The sequence below is a fragment of the Maribacter spongiae genome (assembly GCF_047345125.1).
In the GTDB taxonomy this organism is placed as follows: Bacteria; Bacteroidota; Bacteroidia; order Flavobacteriales; family Flavobacteriaceae; genus Maribacter.
The window spans coordinates 351,766-368,511 of the sequence record NZ_JBLFEQ010000003.1 but is presented as its reverse complement, the minus strand read 5'-3'; the positions used below and the strand labels follow the sequence as shown (position 1 = coordinate 368,511).

17 protein-coding genes are annotated in these 16,746 nt (G+C 40.2%); 9 read left to right on the top strand and 8 right to left on the bottom strand.

Translation table 11 applies throughout. From position 1 onward, the window contains the following. The first annotated feature begins 7 nt into the window (after positions 1-7). A complete protein-coding gene (locus ACKWB9_RS06395; RefSeq protein ID WP_414002172.1) occupies positions 8-676 on the top strand; it encodes a carboxypeptidase-like regulatory domain-containing protein in 669 nt (222 codons plus the stop codon). Here the strand turns inward: ACKWB9_RS06395 and ACKWB9_RS06390 are convergent. After that, entirely contained in the window at positions 673-2,301 is a 1,629-nt protein-coding gene (locus ACKWB9_RS06390; RefSeq protein WP_414002171.1) for an acyl-CoA carboxylase subunit beta, read from the bottom strand. The genes ACKWB9_RS06395 and ACKWB9_RS06390 overlap by 4 nt on opposite strands. An 80-nt stretch (positions 2,302-2,381) precedes the next feature. Between ACKWB9_RS06390 and ACKWB9_RS06385 the strand changes: the two genes are divergently transcribed. From ACKWB9_RS06385 to ettA, 3 genes are all read left to right on the top strand, one after another. Further along, the gene (locus ACKWB9_RS06385; RefSeq protein WP_414002170.1) at positions 2,382-3,356 is read left to right on the top strand and encodes a Gfo/Idh/MocA family protein; all 975 of its coding nucleotides are present in this window, start codon (positions 2,382-2,384) and stop codon (positions 3,354-3,356) included. 79 nt (positions 3,357-3,435) lie between these two features. Next, complete coding sequence (locus ACKWB9_RS06380; protein ID WP_414002169.1) at positions 3,436-3,618, top strand: CAL67264 family membrane protein; 183 nt, start codon at positions 3,436-3,438, stop codon at positions 3,616-3,618. Positions 3,619-3,746: 128 nt separating this feature from the next. Then, complete coding sequence (ettA, locus tag ACKWB9_RS06375) at positions 3,747-5,438, top strand: energy-dependent translational throttle protein EttA (RefSeq protein ID WP_414002168.1); 1,692 nt, start codon at positions 3,747-3,749, stop codon at positions 5,436-5,438. Between the two features lie 46 nt (positions 5,439-5,484). Here ettA and ACKWB9_RS06370 read toward each other — a convergent pair whose 3' ends face one another. Beyond that, a complete protein-coding gene (locus ACKWB9_RS06370) occupies positions 5,485-6,297 on the bottom strand; it encodes an MBL fold metallo-hydrolase (RefSeq protein WP_414002167.1) in 813 nt (270 codons plus the stop codon). Between the two features lie 427 nt (positions 6,298-6,724). On the opposite strand from ACKWB9_RS06370, the gene ACKWB9_RS06365 reads away from it, so the two are divergent. Next, on the top strand, positions 6,725-7,612 hold the full coding sequence (locus ACKWB9_RS06365; protein ID WP_414002166.1) for a hypothetical protein: 888 nt from the start codon (positions 6,725-6,727) through the stop codon (positions 7,610-7,612). 76 nt (positions 7,613-7,688) lie between these two features. On the opposite strand, the gene fumC is transcribed toward ACKWB9_RS06365, so the two are convergent. Then, complete coding sequence (gene fumC, locus ACKWB9_RS06360) at positions 7,689-9,086, bottom strand: class II fumarate hydratase (protein WP_414002165.1); 1,398 nt, start codon at positions 9,084-9,086, stop codon at positions 7,689-7,691. 157 nt (positions 9,087-9,243) lie between these two features. Between fumC and ACKWB9_RS06355 the strand changes: the two genes are divergently transcribed. Beyond that, positions 9,244-9,417: a hypothetical protein gene (locus ACKWB9_RS06355; RefSeq protein ID WP_414002164.1), complete on the top strand. Its 174-nt coding sequence runs from the start codon at positions 9,244-9,246 to the stop codon at positions 9,415-9,417. A gap of 72 nt (positions 9,418-9,489) precedes the next feature. Here the strand turns inward: ACKWB9_RS06355 and ACKWB9_RS06350 are convergent, their stop codons facing one another. The 3 genes from ACKWB9_RS06350 to prfB form a co-directional block, all read right to left on the bottom strand. Beyond that, positions 9,490-10,005, bottom strand: coding sequence for a hypothetical protein (locus ACKWB9_RS06350; protein ID WP_414002163.1), 516 nt, complete (start codon positions 10,003-10,005; stop codon positions 9,490-9,492). A 71-nt stretch (positions 10,006-10,076) separates the two neighbouring features. Further along, a complete protein-coding gene (arsC, locus tag ACKWB9_RS06345) occupies positions 10,077-10,421 on the bottom strand; it encodes an arsenate reductase (glutaredoxin) (RefSeq protein ID WP_414002162.1) in 345 nt (114 codons plus the stop codon). Between the two features lie 61 nt (positions 10,422-10,482). Next, a protein-coding gene (gene prfB / locus ACKWB9_RS06340; protein WP_414002161.1) for a peptide chain release factor 2 occupies positions 10,483-11,584 on the bottom strand; the annotation gives its coding sequence in 2 pieces (ribosomal slippage) (positions 10,483-11,517 and positions 11,519-11,584; 1,101 coding nt in all). An 89-nt stretch (positions 11,585-11,673) separates the two neighbouring features. Between prfB and ACKWB9_RS06335 the strand changes: the two genes are divergently transcribed. Further along, positions 11,674-12,696 carry a threonine aldolase family protein gene (locus ACKWB9_RS06335; RefSeq protein WP_414002160.1) on the top strand — a complete coding sequence of 341 codons (1,023 nt, stop codon included), beginning with the start codon at positions 11,674-11,676 and terminating at the stop codon, positions 12,694-12,696. Positions 12,697-12,702: 6 nt separating this feature from the next. Here ACKWB9_RS06335 and ACKWB9_RS06330 read toward each other — a convergent pair whose 3' ends face one another. Both ACKWB9_RS06330 and ACKWB9_RS06325 read right to left on the bottom strand, forming a co-directional pair. Then, on the bottom strand, positions 12,703-13,014 hold the full coding sequence (locus ACKWB9_RS06330) for a YegP family protein (RefSeq protein WP_414002159.1): 312 nt from the start codon (positions 13,012-13,014) through the stop codon (positions 12,703-12,705). A 63-nt stretch (positions 13,015-13,077) separates the two neighbouring features. Further along, positions 13,078-13,404, bottom strand: coding sequence for a YbaB/EbfC family nucleoid-associated protein (locus tag ACKWB9_RS06325; protein WP_414002158.1), 327 nt, complete (start codon positions 13,402-13,404; stop codon positions 13,078-13,080). A 145-nt stretch (positions 13,405-13,549) separates the two neighbouring features. Between ACKWB9_RS06325 and ACKWB9_RS06320 the strand changes: the two genes are divergently transcribed. Then, positions 13,550-15,607 (top strand): S9 family peptidase, encoded by a 2,058-nt coding sequence (locus ACKWB9_RS06320; RefSeq protein WP_414002157.1) that lies wholly within the window; start codon positions 13,550-13,552, stop codon positions 15,605-15,607. Between the two features lie 80 nt (positions 15,608-15,687). Further along, positions 15,688-16,728 carry a PLP-dependent cysteine synthase family protein gene (locus ACKWB9_RS06315; protein ID WP_414002156.1) on the top strand — a complete coding sequence of 347 codons (1,041 nt, stop codon included), beginning with the start codon at positions 15,688-15,690 and terminating at the stop codon, positions 16,726-16,728. Positions 16,729-16,746 lie beyond the last annotated feature (18 nt).

Sequence of the window (16,746 nt, the reverse complement as noted above, 5' to 3'; positions counted from 1 at the left end):
GAACAACATGAAAAATTCAATTCCAATCCTAGTGGCAATCCTAACCTTTTCTTTTATAAATGCCCAAAAAGATGCTATTTCAGAAATAGACAATAATAAACAGGAACACAATACCAAAAATGTAGTTTCAGGAGTTGTCAAGGATGGATCCGGTAATCCCTTGCCCGGAGCGATTGTTGTTATTAAAGGCACGGAAATAGGAACCCAAACCGACTTTGAAGGTAATTTTAAGATTATGGCCGAAAAGGATGCTATTTTGATTTTTCGTTATATCGGATTTAAGAGCAAAACCATAAAAATAAAAGATTCCGATAATCTCCTGATAAAATTAAGGGAGGATGCCACGGTATGTTTCCCATCTGCGGATTATTACCTGCCCTTTAAAATTTACGAATTTGATGATTACACTGAAAAATGGAATACCCCGAACGATATATACAACACCTTGTTAAAAGTGCCGGGAATGCGACTACAAAATACAAACAATTCTTTGTCCAATACACCACCATCCATTACTATGAGGGGAGACGTTAATACAGTAGTGATATTGGACGGAATTAGGTATGATGCCTCTATCTTGACCACCTTGAACCCCCAAGATATTGAATCTATTAAAGTAGCACCTTCCGTAGCTGCCACCAATTATTTTTTAAGTGGTTCCGCACAAAATGACTAAACCTGTAAAACGCCCATATTAAAAGGTTTTTCTATAGGAGCATGATCGGCAGCTTCGATTCCCATAGAAATCCATTTTCGCGTTTCCAAAGGATCGATAATGGCATCTGTCCATAGTCGTGCAGCGGCATAATACGGAGATACCTGATCGTCATAACGTTGTTTTATTTTATCGAACAATGCCGCTTCCTTTGCTTTGGTAATGGCCTCCCCTTTCTTTTTTAGTGATGCTTTTTCTATTTGCAACAGTACTTTCGCCGCAGAATTCCCACTCATTACGGCAAGTTCCGCACTAGGCCATGCCACTATCAATCTGGGGTCGTATGCCTTTCCGCACATCGCATAGTTCCCGGCCCCATAACTATTTCCTATAACAATGGTAAACTTGGGTACTACGGAGTTGCTCACGGCATTTACCATTTTGGCACCGTCCTTTATAATACCACCATGCTCACTTTTACTACCTACCATGAAACCGGTAACATCCTGTAAAAAGACCAGGGGTATTTTCTTTTGGTTGCAATTGGCTATAAAACGCGTGGCTTTATCTGCGGAATCTGAATAGATAACACCGCCAAACTGCATTTCTCCCTTTTTTGTCTTGACCACTTTCCTTTGGTTGGCAATGATGCCCACCGCCCAACCGTCTATCCGGGCATATCCCGTAAGGATGGTTTGTCCGTATCCTGCTTTATATTCTTCAAAATCGGACTGGTCCACGAGTCTTTTGATGATTTCTTTCATATCATATTGTTCAGCTCGCGAATTGGGCAGAATTCCATAAATGTCTTCCGGTCTTTCCTTTGGTTTTAAACTTTTGGTTCGGTTAAATCCGGCCTTGGAATCGCCCCCAATTTTATCCATGATATTTTTTATGGTATTCAAGGCATCGGTATCATCTTTGGATTTATAGTCGGTTACGCCACTAATTTCACAATGTGTGGTTGCACCCCCAAGGGTTTCATTGTCTATAGACTCGCCAATGGCCGCTTTCACCAAATAACTTCCGGCTAAGAAAATACTTCCCGTTTTATCAACTATCAACGCTTCATCACTCATAATGGGAAGGTATGCACCACCCGCCACACAACTCCCCATTACGGCCGATATTTGGGTAATCCCCATACTGCTCATAATCGCATTATTTCTAAAAATACGTCCAAAATGCTCTTTATCGGGAAATATCTCATCCTGTAAGGGCAGGTAAACACCGGCACTGTCCACAAGGTATATAATGGGCAGCCTGTTTTCGATGGCAATTTCCTGTGCCCTTAAATTTTTCTTTGCCGTAATGGGAAACCAGGCACCTGCTTTTACGGTAGCATCATTGGCCACCACAATACACTGTTTCCCAGAAATGTAACCAACTTTAACAACTACTCCGCCCGAAGGACAACCGCCGTGATCTTTATACATACCTTCCCCAACAAATGCCCCTATTTCAATACAGTCGGAAGCATCGTCCAACAAATAATCGATCCGTTCACGGGCCGTCATTTTTCCCTGCTCGTGCTGTTTTTCCATTTTGGATTTCCCACCACCTAGCTGTACTTGGGCCAGACGCTTTTTAAGCTCGGAAAGCATTAATTTATTAGTATCCTCGTTTTGATTGAACTTGATATCCATCCCTACTGTTTCATTTTGCAAGATAAAGATAAGGAGGAAAATTGATTACATTTGAATAAACCCAAAAGACAAAAAATGCTATGATTAGATGGGGAATTGCAGGTGCCGGAAATATCGCGCACAGTTTTGCAAATGATTTAAGTTTAGTAAAAGAAAACAGATTGGTGGGCGTAGGTTCAAGAAGTTTGGAGAAGGCCCAACATTTTGCTCGGGAATATGATGCGGCGTATGCCCATGGAAGTTATGAGGACCTTTTTAAAAGTAATGAGATAGATGTGGTCTATATTGCCACGCCCCATACCTTTCATGCCGAAATGAGTATTTTGGCCATGGAGCATAAAAAACATGTGCTTTGCGAAAAACCTTTGGGGGTGAATATAGGTCAGGTCAATGCCATGTTGGCGTGCGCTAGAGAAAACGGTGTATTCATAATGGAAGCTTTATGGAGCCGTTTTAACCCTGCTATTATTAAGATAAAAGAACTTGTGGACAATGGGGAAATAGGGGAGGTCGCATACCTTAATGCCGATTTTACTTTTTATGGTCTGGACAGGGATGAAAAAAGTAGGGTACTCAATCCCGACCTGGCCGGAGGTTCCTTATTGGACATTGGTATCTATCCTATATTTCTGAGCTATTTACTATTGGGAATGCCAAAAGAAATTACAGCAAGGGCGAATTTTTTTAAGACAGGGGTGGAAATTCAGACCGCCATGATTTTTGAGTATGAGCGTGCCCAGGCCATGCTCTATAGCGGTTTAAACTCAAATTCTGAAGTAAAGGCGAAAATAGTCGGGAGCAAGGGTGCTATCCATATTAAGCCAAGATGGCATGAAGCTACTGGTATTCTGCTGGAAAAGGATGGGGAAATCCAAGATTTGGAGATTGGAAAACAGGGTAAAGGTTATACTTATGAAATAAAGGAAGTTCAAAAATGTCTTGAAAACGGCAAATTGGAAAGTGGACTATGGAGCCATCAGAATAGCCGTGATCTCTGTACGCTGTTAGATACTGTTCGGGAAAAATCGGGCATTAAATTTCCTTTTGAAAGATAAAATACTAAAATCCTACGGGGTATTTTTTAAAAATCCCGATATTTGGAGCTACCACTGACCAAAACAAAATTCGATACAAATGGGAATGAATAAAAATACCGTCTTGGCATGGGCCACGTTTATAATGATTTTTGTAGGAATGGCTTTAATTGCCCTTGGAGCATTTAGGTATGACGATGTAGCAGGCTGGGGATTTGCTTCCGTAGGAATTGGTTTTTTTGCCATTGCCTGGGTCTTTAATGCCTTAAAGGGGAGGGTCTGATAAATTTGGATGTCAAGATCAAATTACTAAAAATTAAGATCGACTTTCAAATTTGGGAATTTCACTTTTTTCTTCTAGCCTAACGTAATCGGATCAACTTCTGAACAATAAACTTTTAAACAAACAAAATGAGCGATGATAAAAAGGTAATCTTCTCAATGTCCGGGATTACCAAAACCTATAAAAGTGCGAATACCCCTGTCTTAAAGAACATTTATTTAAGTTTTTTTTACGGTGCTAAAATTGGTATTCTGGGGCTTAACGGTTCCGGGAAATCCACGCTTTTAAAGATTATAGCCGGTATTGATAAGAATTATCAGGGTGATGTAGTATTCTCACCAGGCTATAAAGTGGGATATTTGGAGCAGGAACCACAATTGGACGAAGAGAAAACAGTTTTGGAAATCGTAAAAGAAGGTGTGGCGGAAACCGTTGCCATTTTGGACGAATACAACAAGATAAACGATATGTTCGGCCTTCCAGAAGTTTATGAAGATGCGGACAAGATGCAGAAGTTGATGGATAAGCAGGCCGTACTTCAAGATAAGATCGATGCTTCTAACGCATGGGAACTGGATACCAAGTTGGAAATAGCCATGGATGCGTTGCGCACGCCCGAAGCCGATAAGAAAATCGGTGTGCTTTCAGGCGGGGAAAGACGTAGAGTGGCCCTTTGTAGATTATTATTACAGGAACCTGAAATATTATTATTGGACGAACCTACCAATCACTTGGATGCGGAATCGGTTCATTGGTTGGAACACCATTTGGCACAATACAAGGGCACAGTCATTGCCGTAACGCACGACCGTTATTTTTTGGATAATGTGGCCGGTTGGATTTTAGAATTGGATAGGGGGGAGGGTATTCCCTGGAAAGGGAACTATTCCTCATGGTTGGATCAGAAATCAAAGCGTTTGGCGCAAGAGGCAAAATCTGCTTCCAAAAGGCAAAAAACATTGGAACGGGAGTTGGAATGGGTTCGCCAAGGGGCCAAGGGCAGACAGATCAAACAAAAAGCGCGACTCAAAAACTATGATAAGTTAATGGGCCAAGATCAGAAACAATTGGATGAAAAGCTGGAAATCTATATACCTAATGGCCCAAGATTGGGAACCAATGTATTGGAAGCTAATGGTGTGAGCAAGGCATATGATGACAAATTATTGTACGAAGATCTGAACTTTAGACTTCCTCAGGCGGGTATTGTTGGTATTATAGGGCCGAACGGTGCAGGTAAGACGACCATTTTTAAGATGATAATGGGAGAAGAGACACCGGACAAAGGTTCTTTTGAGGTAGGGGAAACGGCCAAAATTGCCTATGTAGATCAAAGCCATTCCAATATAGATCCCGAAAAAACGATTTGGCAAAATTTTAGCGATGAACAGGAGCTGATCATGATGGGGGGAAGACAGGTAAACTCAAGAGCGTATCTGAGCCGATTTAATTTTTCCGGAAGCGAACAAAATAAAAAGGTGAACATGCTCTCCGGTGGGGAAAGAAACCGGTTGCATTTGGCGATGACCCTAAAAGAAGAAGGCAATGTGCTGCTTTTGGACGAACCGACCAATGATCTAGATGTTAATACATTAAGGGCATTGGAAGAAGGGCTGGAAAACTTTGCGGGATGCGCCGTGGTTATTTCACACGATAGATGGTTTTTAGATAGGATCTGTACCCATATCCTGGCATTTGAAGGAGATTCCCAAGTATATTTCTTTGAAGGATCCTTTTCTGACTATGAAGAGAATAAAAAGAAACGTCTGGGGGCCGATATCATGCCAAAACGTATTAAGTATAAGAAGCTGATCAGATAGTGTCCGTTAGACCTGTCGGGTTGCAAAGCCCGACAAGGTTTGCCGATTAATACGTTTCTTTTGGATACCAATCCAATTGAATTACTTCTATGTTCGGGTTTTCTTTACGGACCAATTTTTTGAATTTAGAAACATCACTAACATTAGGATTCCCCCTGTAGTGATAGGGATATACCTGTTTGGGGCGGAATTCCAACACGGCGGATGCCGCACTTTCCACGGTCATGGTGTAAGGCAAATTCATGCAGATAAAAGCCTTGTCAATATTTTCCAATGCCCTCATTTCGGGAATATCCTCCGTATCGCCCGAAAAATAAAGTCGCTCTCCCCCAATATGCAATACGTAGCCGTTGCCCCTTCCTTTTTCATGGAATTTTAGCGCTTCCTTACGCAGATTGTACATGGGTATTGCTTCCACATTAATTCCATATCGTTCTTTGGAATCCCCGTTGTTCAGGACATCCAGCTGAGGCGTAAATTCATCAGGTATTTTATCCGCTACCGTCTGAGGTACCATAATTTTTGCCCGGGAAGTATCTAGACCTAACAGTGTCTCTAAACTAAAATGATCTCCATGGATATCGGTTATCAAAATTAAATCGGGCCGACCGTAAGCCGAAAATGCCGCTGCCCCTCCCACGGGATCAATAAAGATATTCAAGCCATTCCATTGTAAAATTGCCGTGGCATGCTCTATGGGAATTATTTTTATTTCCGTTTCCCTATTAACCTGTATTGGAGTGAATATTTCAACAGTGTTATATATTGACTTGGAACCTATTGGAGGCGAAACTTTTGCGGTTTCTTTACAGCCCGTTACCATTAGACAAATTAGCATTACCACTTTTATCTTTTTCATAAGGAATATCTTAAAAGCCATTCATTTTTTCAAAAAAAGTAGTTTTTAACATCCAACAAAACCCGAATTTCCTTTTAAAGATAAATAATATGGCAAATAGTTTGCTCCCGAAACAAAGTTAGATACTTTCCTATTGTCGTTTTTTGAATGGTTAATTGCAAAGGAGTTCCCTTTGATCCGATTTTTATTCCTCGATAATGGGAGTCCACGGCCAATTTCCCAATTCAAAAATATAATCAAAGAAAATGATTAAAACCCCCGTGTTTTTTAGATGGAATCGGTACAATAAATGTAAAGATTTGATGATATTAAAGTCGGTCATTTATCTTATTTAACATAAAAACATCTAAAATTAATTTCCTTGCGTATATAAAACTGATACAAACAAACATTTTATTGAAAGTTAATCAAGGTTAATTATTACATTATGACTGAAACGAAAAATAACAACGGATTAAAGGTATTGGCGGCATTGCTTGGAGTAGTGCTTTTAGGTACCATTATTTATACGGTTAGTCTTTATCAAGATAAGAAAAAGACAGAGACTGTACTTACCAAGGAAAAAGATTTGGTCGTAGAGGATTTGAATAGTTTAAAATCCGAATACGATAAAGCTATCTTGGAAAGCAATGCGACCAATGAGGAATTGGTGAGTGCCAGGGACAATATTGCAAAATATATTGATTCTGTGAAGACCATGAGAGCCGATATTTCCGCTTTGTCCAGATATAGAAGACAAGTAGGTGTCCTAAAAGCCGAAAGAGAGCAGTTGATGAAACAAGTGGATTCTTTAACACGTTCCAACACTTTGATCGCAATGCAAAGGGACAGTACGTATGTTGAGCTCGAAAAACAAAATATATTTAATGATTCTTTGGTGGTACAAAATACGCAATTGGCGGATGCCGTTGAGAAAGGTTCCGCATTAAACCTTTCTAAGATAAATGTAGATGCCGTAAGGGAAAGAAACAACGGTAAATTGGTCTCTACCGCCAGGGCCAAAGCTACGGACAAATTTAAAATTTGCTTTACGGTAGCGGACAATGTTATTGCGCAGGCAGGGGACAGGGAATTTTTTATAGAAACCTTAGATCCACAAGGAAATGTGTTGGGTGAAAGTTTTTCCAAAACAAATGACAATGGTGCATCGATCACATATAGTAAAGGAACAGGTTTCTATTATGAGAATAAATCCTTAGATATCTGTGATTATATTAACAAGCCGACCGGAGATTTCCAAAAAGGGCGATACATGGTAAATGTTTACGATGACAAATTAAAATTATTGGGAACTTCACAGTTTACCTTAAAATAATACACACTATCCATTTAATTTAAAAAGGGGCGATTTTAAGATTGCCCCTTTTTGTTTTCCAACTTTAATGTCCCTATTATTTTAAGCTACCGACCATATCTTCCGGTCGTACCCATTTATCATAATCCGCTGCGGTAACATACCCAAGGTTTATGGCTTCTTCTTTTAAGGTGGTTCCGTTTTTATGAGCCGTGTTGGCTATTTCCGCAGCCTTGTAGTACCCGATTTTGGTATTCAATGCCGTCACGAGCATTAAAGAATTGTTCAATAATTGTTTAATAACATCATGGTTGGGTTCTATACCGGCGGCACAGTTTACATCAAAACTTATGCAGGCATCGCCCAGTAACTGGGCAGATTGTAAGATATTGGCGGCCATCATCGGTTTAAAGACATTCAATTCGTAATGACCTTGCGTTCCGCCAATACTTACGGCTACATCATTGCCCATTACTTGGGCACAGACCATGGTCATTGCCTCACATTGGGTAGGGTTTACTTTGCCCGGCATAATGGAACTACCTGGCTCATTGGCCGGAATTATAATTTCCCCGATTCCGGAGCGAGGACCGGAAGCCATCATTCGGATATCGTTCGCAATTTTATTTAAGGCAACGGCCAACTGTTTTAAGGCACCGTGACTTTCCACAATAGCATCGTGGGCGGCCAGGGCCTCAAACTTATTTTCGGCGGTCTTAAAAGGCAATCCGGTAAACTCGGATATGTATTTGGCCACCAGTACATCATAGCCTTTGGGAGTGTTTAAACCGGTCCCAACGGCCGTTCCCCCCAATGCCAATTCACTCAAATGGGGCAATGTATTTTTTAAGGCCTTGAGACCATGATTCAGTTGAGATACATAACCCGAAAATTCTTGACCCAGGGTTAAGGGAGTAGCATCCATTAAATGTGTTCGTCCAATTTTGACCACGTTCTTGAACACTTTGGACTTTGCCTCCAGCGTATCACGCAGTTTTGTTACACCGGGAATGGTTACCTCGACTATTTTTTTATAAGCGGCAATATGCATGCCGGTAGGAAAGGTGTCATTGGAAGATTGTGATTTGTTGACATCATCATTGGGTTGAATGGTCTTTTCCCCTTTTCCTATAACATTTCCCGCAATTTCATGGGCACGGTTGGCAATGACCTCGTTAACGTTCATATTGCTCTGTGTACCCGATCCGGTCTGCCAAACGACCAAAGGAAACTGATCATCGTGTTTCCCTTCCAATATTTCATCACAGACCTGAGCTATCAAATCTCTTTTTTTCTCTTCTAAAACACCGAGCTCACTATTTGTATATGCCGCTGCCTTTTTAAGGTATGCAAATCCATAAACGATATCCAGGGGCATTGAGGCCGCTGGGCCTATTTTAAAATTATTGCGGGAACGTTCTGTTTGGGCCCCCCAGTACTTATCATCAGGTACCTGTACTTGGCCCATAGTATCTTTTTCTATCCTATATTCCATAATGTATTACATTTTAAGTATGTAAAGTTAAGCTATAGGGGCGAAGGCCGAAATACCGGGATGGTTTAAATTTTTTGTTGGTTATTAAATAATTTGACGTACGATTTGCAAAAAAGAATTCGATTATGGTATCTTTGCAATGCTTAAATAAAGGATTATGTTTGACTTTGACCAGTATCTTGGATTTTTATCTTTCTTGAGTATTTTGACCATTGGCTTTTGGTTGATGATTTTTTTATTATTATTTGTTGTGCCATATTGGTTGTTCGGTAATATTGTTGAGCTTCTAAAAGAAAAACGGGAAGCTAAAAGAGCAGCTCGAAACATATAAAAAAAGAAGCCAACTGGCTTCTTTTTTGTTTTTGATACCTTTACCTCTAAGATCGGTATTTGTATATTTTGATCAGGCTTTGTCCTTCTTTCGTTTTTTCTTTTTCGCCTTTTTCTTTTGCTTGATCGTTTTGGAGACTCCATTTTTTTGCAACGCTACAAAGGCCTCGTATTTTTCCAATGGCAACCCTGCTTTTAGCTCTTCATCCTGCCGTTTGGTAATGCTTTCATAGAGCTCTCTCATTTTGTCCGGAGGAAGTTTCAAAATTTGGGCCTCTATGCGTTCCTGAACATACTTTTTTAGTACAGAACTTAAAATAGCGGTTTCAAACTCGTTTAAGCCCAAGGCTTCCGTAATGGATGGCATTTCTGCGTCCACGATTTGTTCGGCGGTCTTAGGTTCGGGAGCTTTTGGTTCCGCTTGTGCCTGGGGTATAGGGTTGCGTTGTCTCCCATATCCGTAACCACCTCTTCCATATCCGTAACCGCCCCTGCCGTAACCATACTGGGCAAAACACTCGCTGCCCATAAAAAATAGGAGTAACAAGGGCAAAAATTTTAAATTACCGGTTTTTATTATTTTTTTCATAATGTTGGATTATAAACTCGTTCGAACTTAAATTGGTTTAAACACCCTGGATCAATTCTTTGTTAATATACTTAATTTATAAGGTTTTCTATATTTGATATAGGTCTCCCTATAACTGCTCTTGAGCCGTTAACAACAATAGGTCGTTCTATTAATTTAGGGTATTTGATCATCGCATCCAATATTTCTTCATTGGACAATACCTTGTGCTTGAATTTTTCCTTCCAGATAATTTCATTTTTTCTCAGAAGATTTTCAGGAGAAATTCCTAAGAAACCAATAACTTTCCGAAGCTCATCTTTTGAAGGGATGTCTTCAAGATATTTAATTACTTCAAACTTCTTGCCAGATTCTTCCAAAACTTTTAACCCATCCCTGGACTTGCTGCATCTTGGATTGTGATATATTTTTATCATGATCAATGATTTTTAATCTATTGTTATATGAATTTTATACTTCATTGAGAAAAATAAAAGCTTATTCCTCTTCCTTTTGCCCCATCATCATTAAATATCCTTTTAAAAATAAATCGATATCCCCATCCATTACGGCATCCACATTGCCCGTTTCCTTGGCTGTACGTACATCCTTAACGAGTTTGTACGGATGCATGACATAGTTCCGTATTTGGGATCCCCATTCTATTTTCATCTTGGAAGACTCTATTTCTTCCCGGGCCTCCATTTTTTTGCGGAGTTCAATTTCGTACAATTGGGACTTTAACATTTTCATGGCCGTTGCCCGATTGTCGTGTTGGCTTCTGGAATCCGAACACGAAATTTGGATTCCCGTCGGGTGGTGTACCAATTGTACCTTGGTTTCAACCTTGTTCACGTTTTGTCCTCCGGCACCACTGGATCTTGCCGTGGTAATGGTTATATCTGCAGGATTTACATCAACTTCTATACTATCGTCCACAAGTGGATATACATAAACCGATACAAAAGAGGTGTGCCGCTTGGCATTACTATCAAAAGGTGAAATACGTACCAATCTATGTACCCCATTTTCTCCCTTTAACCAACCAAAGGCAAATTCCCCGTCAATCTCCAGGGTAACGGTCTTGACCCCGGCAACATCTCCTTCTTGATAATTGAGTTCCTTGACCTTAAAACCGCTTTTCTCCGCCCACATCATATACATTCGCATCAACATGGCCGCCCAATCACAACTTTCGGTACCCCCTGCGCCCGCCGTAATCTGAAGTACGGCAGGAAGCTCGTCCCCTTCTTCGGAAAGCATATTTTTAAACTCCATTTTTTCAATGGTATTTACCGCTTTCTCGTATTGTTGGGCAATTTCTTCTTCGGATACTTCGCCCTCTTCTTGAAATGCTATCAATACTTCCAGGTCGCCTACCAGATCAGCGGCGGTATCATAATCGTCTACCCATTGCTTTTTGGATTGTATAAATTTCATATGGGCCTGGGCTTCTTGGGGATTGTCCCAAAAATCAGGTGCCAGGGTTTTCTCCTGCTCGTTCTCTATTTCAATAAGTTTGGCATCTATGTCAAAGATACCTCCTTAACGCACCAAGGCGATCAATAAGACCTTTGTACTGGTCTGTACCTACATTCATTTTTCACAAATTTTTTCAAAAATAATGTATATAATGGCCACCTCATTTGTTTTTCCATATTTTTAAAAGCTAAAATAGTTTCGGCACCTATGAAAATAAACTTGATCAGTGATACGGTTACCAAACCATCTCCCGGAATGTTAGAGGCTATGCTACGGGCAGAGGTAGGGGACGATGTCTTTAAGGAGGATCCAACCGTCAATGCCCTGGAAGCAAAAACGGCCAAAATGTTCGGTAAAGAAGCAGCATTGTTTTTTCCGAGCGGTACCATGGCCAATCAAACGGCGATAAAACTACATACCCGACCGGGAGAACAGCTTATATGTGATGCCTATGCCCATATTTTTAATTATGAAGGTGGCGGTGTCAGTTTTAATAGTGGAGCCTCCTGCAGGTTAGTGGATGGGGATAGGGGAATGTTCGTCGCCCAACAGGTGGAAGCAGCTATAAATCCGCCCGACTTTTACCATAGCCCTTTGACCTCTTTGGTCTGTATTGAAAATACGACGAATAAAGGTGGGGGTTCTTGTTGGGATTTTGAGGAGCTTGAGCGGATTAAAACAATTTGTTCCGAGCACAATTTGGGATACCATTTGGATGGTGCACGACTGTGGAACGCCTTAGTGGCAAAAAATGAAACTCCGGAGCAATATGGCGGATTATTCGATACCATAAGTGTTTGTTTGAGCAAAGGTCTAGGATGCCCGGTAGGTTCTCTCTTGGTAGGTTCCGAAGAGGAAATCCAGAAAGCGATTCGGATACGTAAAATATTTGGTGGTGGAATGCGACAGGCCGGATACCTGGCGGCAGCGGGAATTTACGCCTTGGATAATCACGTTGATCGATTGGTGGAAGATCATAAGAGGGCCAAAGAAATTGGTGGAGGATTGGATGCACTGGGATTTGTTAAAAAAGTGGAACCCGTTGAAACCAACATCGTAATTTTTGAAATCGACGAAAATTATATGTCCAGTGCCGATTTTGTTTTACGATTATCTGAAAGGGATATTCATATTATCGGTATGGGGCAGGGAAAGCTGCGCATGGTCACCCATATGGATTATACGGACGGGATGCACAACTTTTTTATGGAAACAATGAAAAGATTATAGTTTTGATCAACGGCTTAAGGATGATAAATTGTTCCTTAAGTTTTTAATGCCGTTCTCCATACCGGCTTCGGAAGAATAAAGCCCACTGCTACCTATTATCTTACCTTCGCGGTTCTTTAGGTTAAAGAGAAACTTTCCGTCAAAATCGGTTTTTCTTTCTATTTTGTACAACGGGTTATTGGAGGAGGCAAGACTACGGACAATTTTTTCCATTTCTGCCTTATCGTTAAAAGCAATACTCTTTAAGAGTATTTTACCCGACTTGGATTTTACTATAAATTTTAGTCCGTCACTGCCCTTCTGTACCACTTCGATCATAAACAGGTCTTTTTTCTAAAATACAAAATAAAGACGAGGCTAAAAAGTAAGCATGCGATCGATTTATTTGAAGAGCCCGTCCAATCCAGGAATATTGGGCATACCTTCTTTGGCAACGGCCGCTAATTCAGTTTCATTCACCTGGGTCGCTTTTTTTATTGCCTTGTTCAACGTTATTGTCAAATAGTCCTCTAATTGCTCTTTATCCTGCAATAATTCTTCGGAAATCGCTATGTTCTTAATTTCCCTATTTGCGGTAATCTCAACCTTTAGAAGCTCGTCGGATGATTGTTCCTCTATAAGGACCATGTCCATTCTTTTTTTAGTGGCCTCCACTTTTTGTTGGGTTTCTTTGAGCTTCCCCATCATACCCATCATGTCTCCGAACATACTATTTTATTTGTGTTATAGCGTACAAAAATAATAAATTGATCCCATTTTATAAGCTTATATGAAAATGCATTCACATGCTAAAAATACTTTTAACCATAAGTATTATTTTTGCCGTTGCCCGTAGAAAAATACGAATAGAAAGATGACTGAAACAACTGCTCCCAAGGCAAAAAAAATCGCTAAAGAATTATCGGTTCATAACGATATAAGAATCGATAATTATTATTGGTTGAACAATAAGGAGAACAAAGCGGTTATTTCGTACTTGGAAAATGAGAACGACTATTACCAAAAACGTACCGCTCATACCCGACCTTTTCAGGAAAAGCTTTTTAAGGAGATGAAGGGCCGTATAAAGGAGGACGACTCATCTGTACCCTATATGGAAAATGGTTACTGGTACAAAACAAGATATGAGGTGGGAAAGGAATATCCCATTTACTCCAGACATAAGGAAACTTTGGTTGCGGCCGAAGAAATACTGTTCAACGGTAACGAAATGGCAAAGGGATATGACTATTTTAATATTGGGGGAATTGCCATTAGCCCAGATAACAAACTTGCGGTTTATGGGGTGGACACGGTTTCACGCAGGCAATATACCTTACGGATAAAAGACCTGGTGACTGGTAAGTTATATGACGACACCATTAAGGATACTACCGGCGGGGGCGTATGGGCACAGGATAACAAAACCTTCTTTTATACAAAAAATGACCCGGTCACGCTGCGTTCAGATAAAATTTACAAGCATGTACTGGGGACCCCCGCCAGTGAGGATGAACTGGTTTTTCATGAGAAGGACGATACATTTACCACTTTTATTTATCGGACAAAATCAAAGAAATATTTGGTAATAGGTTCGGTAAGTACCCTGACCTCCGAATATAGAATCCTTCCAACGAATAATCCCAATGGAGCGTTTACGGTTTTTTCCGAGAGGAAAAGAGGGTTGGAATATTCCATTTACCATTATAATGATTCATTTTATATTCTTACGAATAAGGACGGGGCCACCAATTTTAAATTGATGAAAACGGATGAGAGCAATACATCGTCCGAACATTGGGGGGATTTTATAGGTCATAGAAAAGACGTGCGCTTGGAGGACGTGGATATATTTAAGGAATATTACGTACTGTCCGAACGTGAAAATGGTCTATACAAGATCAAAATCGTAAAATGGGACGGGACCAAGGAATATTACCTTCCATTTAAAAGTGAAACCTATACGGCCTATGTGGGCAATAATCCTGATTTTAGTACTGATACACTTCGGTATGTATACAATTCATTGACTACCCCTAGCTCGGTTATCGATTTTGATATGCGAACCAAGAAAAAAGAGATAAAGAAGGAGCAAGAGGTGTTGGGTGGCACATTTGATAAAGATAATTATATAGAGAAAAGACTGTGGGCCATGGCTAGGGATGGGAATAAAATCCCAATGTCTTTAATATATCACAAGAATACACCGTTAACATCCAATACGCCATTGCTGCAGTATGCCTACGGCTCGTACGGGCATACCATAGACCCTTCTTTTTCTTCCATAAGATTAAGTTTGTTGGACAGGGGCTTTGTCTATGCCATTGTCCACATTAGAGGCAGTGAATATTTAGGACGACACTGGTATGAAAATGGAAAATTGCTACAGAAGAAAAATACATTTACGGATTTTATCGATTGTTCCAAGTACCTGGTCAAAGAGGGAATTACCGGCCCCGAACATTTATATGCCATGGGCGGTTCTGCTGGAGGCCTTTTAATGGGAACCGTTATAAATATGGCGCCTGAACTGTATAATGGTGTCATTGCCTCCGTGCCATTTGTTGATGTGGTCACTACAATGTTGGATGATTCCATTCCCCTGACCACTGGTGAGTATGATGAATGGGGCGATCCAAATGAAAAGGAATATTATGAATACATGAAATCCTATTCGCCCTACGATAATGTTATGGAACAAGAATACCCTAATATGTTGGTAACCACGGGGCTTCACGATTCACAAGTACAATATTTTGAACCGGCCAAATGGGTAGCCAAACTAAGGGAACTTAAAACGGACGATCATTTACTTTTGTTCAATATAAATATGGATGCAGGTCATGGAGGTGCCTCCGGAAGATTCGAATCCTTAAAGGAAATCGCTAAAGAATATGCTTTTCTATTGGATTTGGAAGGGAAAATCCTGTAGTTAAAAAAAAATAGTAGTTTTGTAGCGAAATTTTAACAAATCAATAATTTGTTAAAATACCTAAATACCGCATTCCCCTTATGGAAAATAAGATAAAGGCTTATAACAATATCTTGGAACTTGTTGGCAATACACCGCTAGTTAAGCTTAATAAAATCACCAAAGAATTTACGGGAAACTTCTATGCAAAGGTAGAAGCCTTTAATCCCGGTCATTCCTCTAAAGACCGTATAGCTATTCATATCATTGAAGAAGCGGAGCGCAGGGGAATATTAAGGGAAGGTAGTACCGTTATAGAGACAACATCGGGCAATACAGGTTTTAGTATTGCTATGGTCAGTATTATCAAAGGCTATGAGTGTATCTTGGCGGTAAGCTCAAAGTCTTCCAAAGATAAGATAGACATGCTTAGATCTATGGGTGCAAAGGTATATGTATGCCCTGCCCATGTGAGTGCTGACGATCCCAGATCTTATTATCAAGTGGCCAAACGTTTACACGAAGAGACCAAAGGTTCTATATATATCAATCAATATTTCAATGAATTGAATATGGATGCCCATTATACATCTACGGGACCTGAAATTTGGGAACAAACAGGAGGTGAAATCACTCATTTAGTGGCTTGTAGTGGAACCGGGGGAACCATTTCCGGTACCGCTAGATTTTTAAAAGAGCAGAACCCGAATATTAAAATAATAGGGGTAGATGCTTATGGGTCTGTTCTAAAAAAATACCACGAGACCGGGAATTTGGATGTTAATGAAATATATCCGTATCGTATTGAAGGTCTTGGTAAAAACTTGATTCCTTCCGCTACGGATTTTGATGTGATCGATGAATTTATAAAAGTAACGGATGCCGAGAGTGCGCATACGGCCCGGGAAATCTCCAAGACCGAAGGTCTTTTTGTTGGTTATACCAGTGGAGCCGTTATGCAGGCCATAAAACAATTGGACGAATTGAACGCATTTGATCGCCACAGTAATGTAGTGGTCATATTCCCGGATCATGGTTCCCGTTATATGAGCAAGATATATAGTGATAAATGGATGGAAGATCAAGGTTTTTTGAATACGAATACAGTAGAGGAAACCCAAGAAATACAATTCATCAAATAACATAGAATTATAGCAATA

Coding starts and splice junctions, on each gene's coding strand:
- ACKWB9_RS06395 (WP_414002172.1), top strand. CDS start 8: ATGAAAAATTCAATTCCAATCCTAGTGGCAATCCTAACCTTTTCTTTT.
- ACKWB9_RS06390 (WP_414002171.1), bottom strand. CDS start 2,301: ATGGATATCAAGTTCAATCAAAACGAGGATACTAATAAATTAATGCTT.
- ACKWB9_RS06385 (WP_414002170.1), top strand. CDS start 2,382: ATGATTAGATGGGGAATTGCAGGTGCCGGAAATATCGCGCACAGTTTT.
- ACKWB9_RS06380 (WP_414002169.1), top strand. CDS start 3,436: ATGGGAATGAATAAAAATACCGTCTTGGCATGGGCCACGTTTATAATG.
- ettA (WP_414002168.1), top strand. CDS start 3,747: ATGAGCGATGATAAAAAGGTAATCTTCTCAATGTCCGGGATTACCAAA.
- ACKWB9_RS06370 (WP_414002167.1), bottom strand. CDS start 6,297: ATGAAAAAGATAAAAGTGGTAATGCTAATTTGTCTAATGGTAACGGGC.
- ACKWB9_RS06365 (WP_414002166.1), top strand. CDS start 6,725: ATGACTGAAACGAAAAATAACAACGGATTAAAGGTATTGGCGGCATTG.
- fumC (WP_414002165.1), bottom strand. CDS start 9,086: ATGGAATATAGGATAGAAAAAGATACTATGGGCCAAGTACAGGTACCT.
- ACKWB9_RS06355 (WP_414002164.1), top strand. CDS start 9,244: ATGTTTGACTTTGACCAGTATCTTGGATTTTTATCTTTCTTGAGTATT.
- ACKWB9_RS06350 (WP_414002163.1), bottom strand. CDS start 10,005: ATGAAAAAAATAATAAAAACCGGTAATTTAAAATTTTTGCCCTTGTTA.
- arsC (WP_414002162.1), bottom strand. CDS start 10,421: ATGATAAAAATATATCACAATCCAAGATGCAGCAAGTCCAGGGATGGG.
- ACKWB9_RS06335 (WP_414002160.1), top strand. CDS start 11,674: ATGAAAATAAACTTGATCAGTGATACGGTTACCAAACCATCTCCCGGA.
- ACKWB9_RS06330 (WP_414002159.1), bottom strand. CDS start 13,014: ATGATCGAAGTGGTACAGAAGGGCAGTGACGGACTAAAATTTATAGTA.
- ACKWB9_RS06325 (WP_414002158.1), bottom strand. CDS start 13,404: ATGTTCGGAGACATGATGGGTATGATGGGGAAGCTCAAAGAAACCCAA.
- ACKWB9_RS06320 (WP_414002157.1), top strand. CDS start 13,550: ATGACTGAAACAACTGCTCCCAAGGCAAAAAAAATCGCTAAAGAATTA.
- ACKWB9_RS06315 (WP_414002156.1), top strand. CDS start 15,688: ATGGAAAATAAGATAAAGGCTTATAACAATATCTTGGAACTTGTTGGC.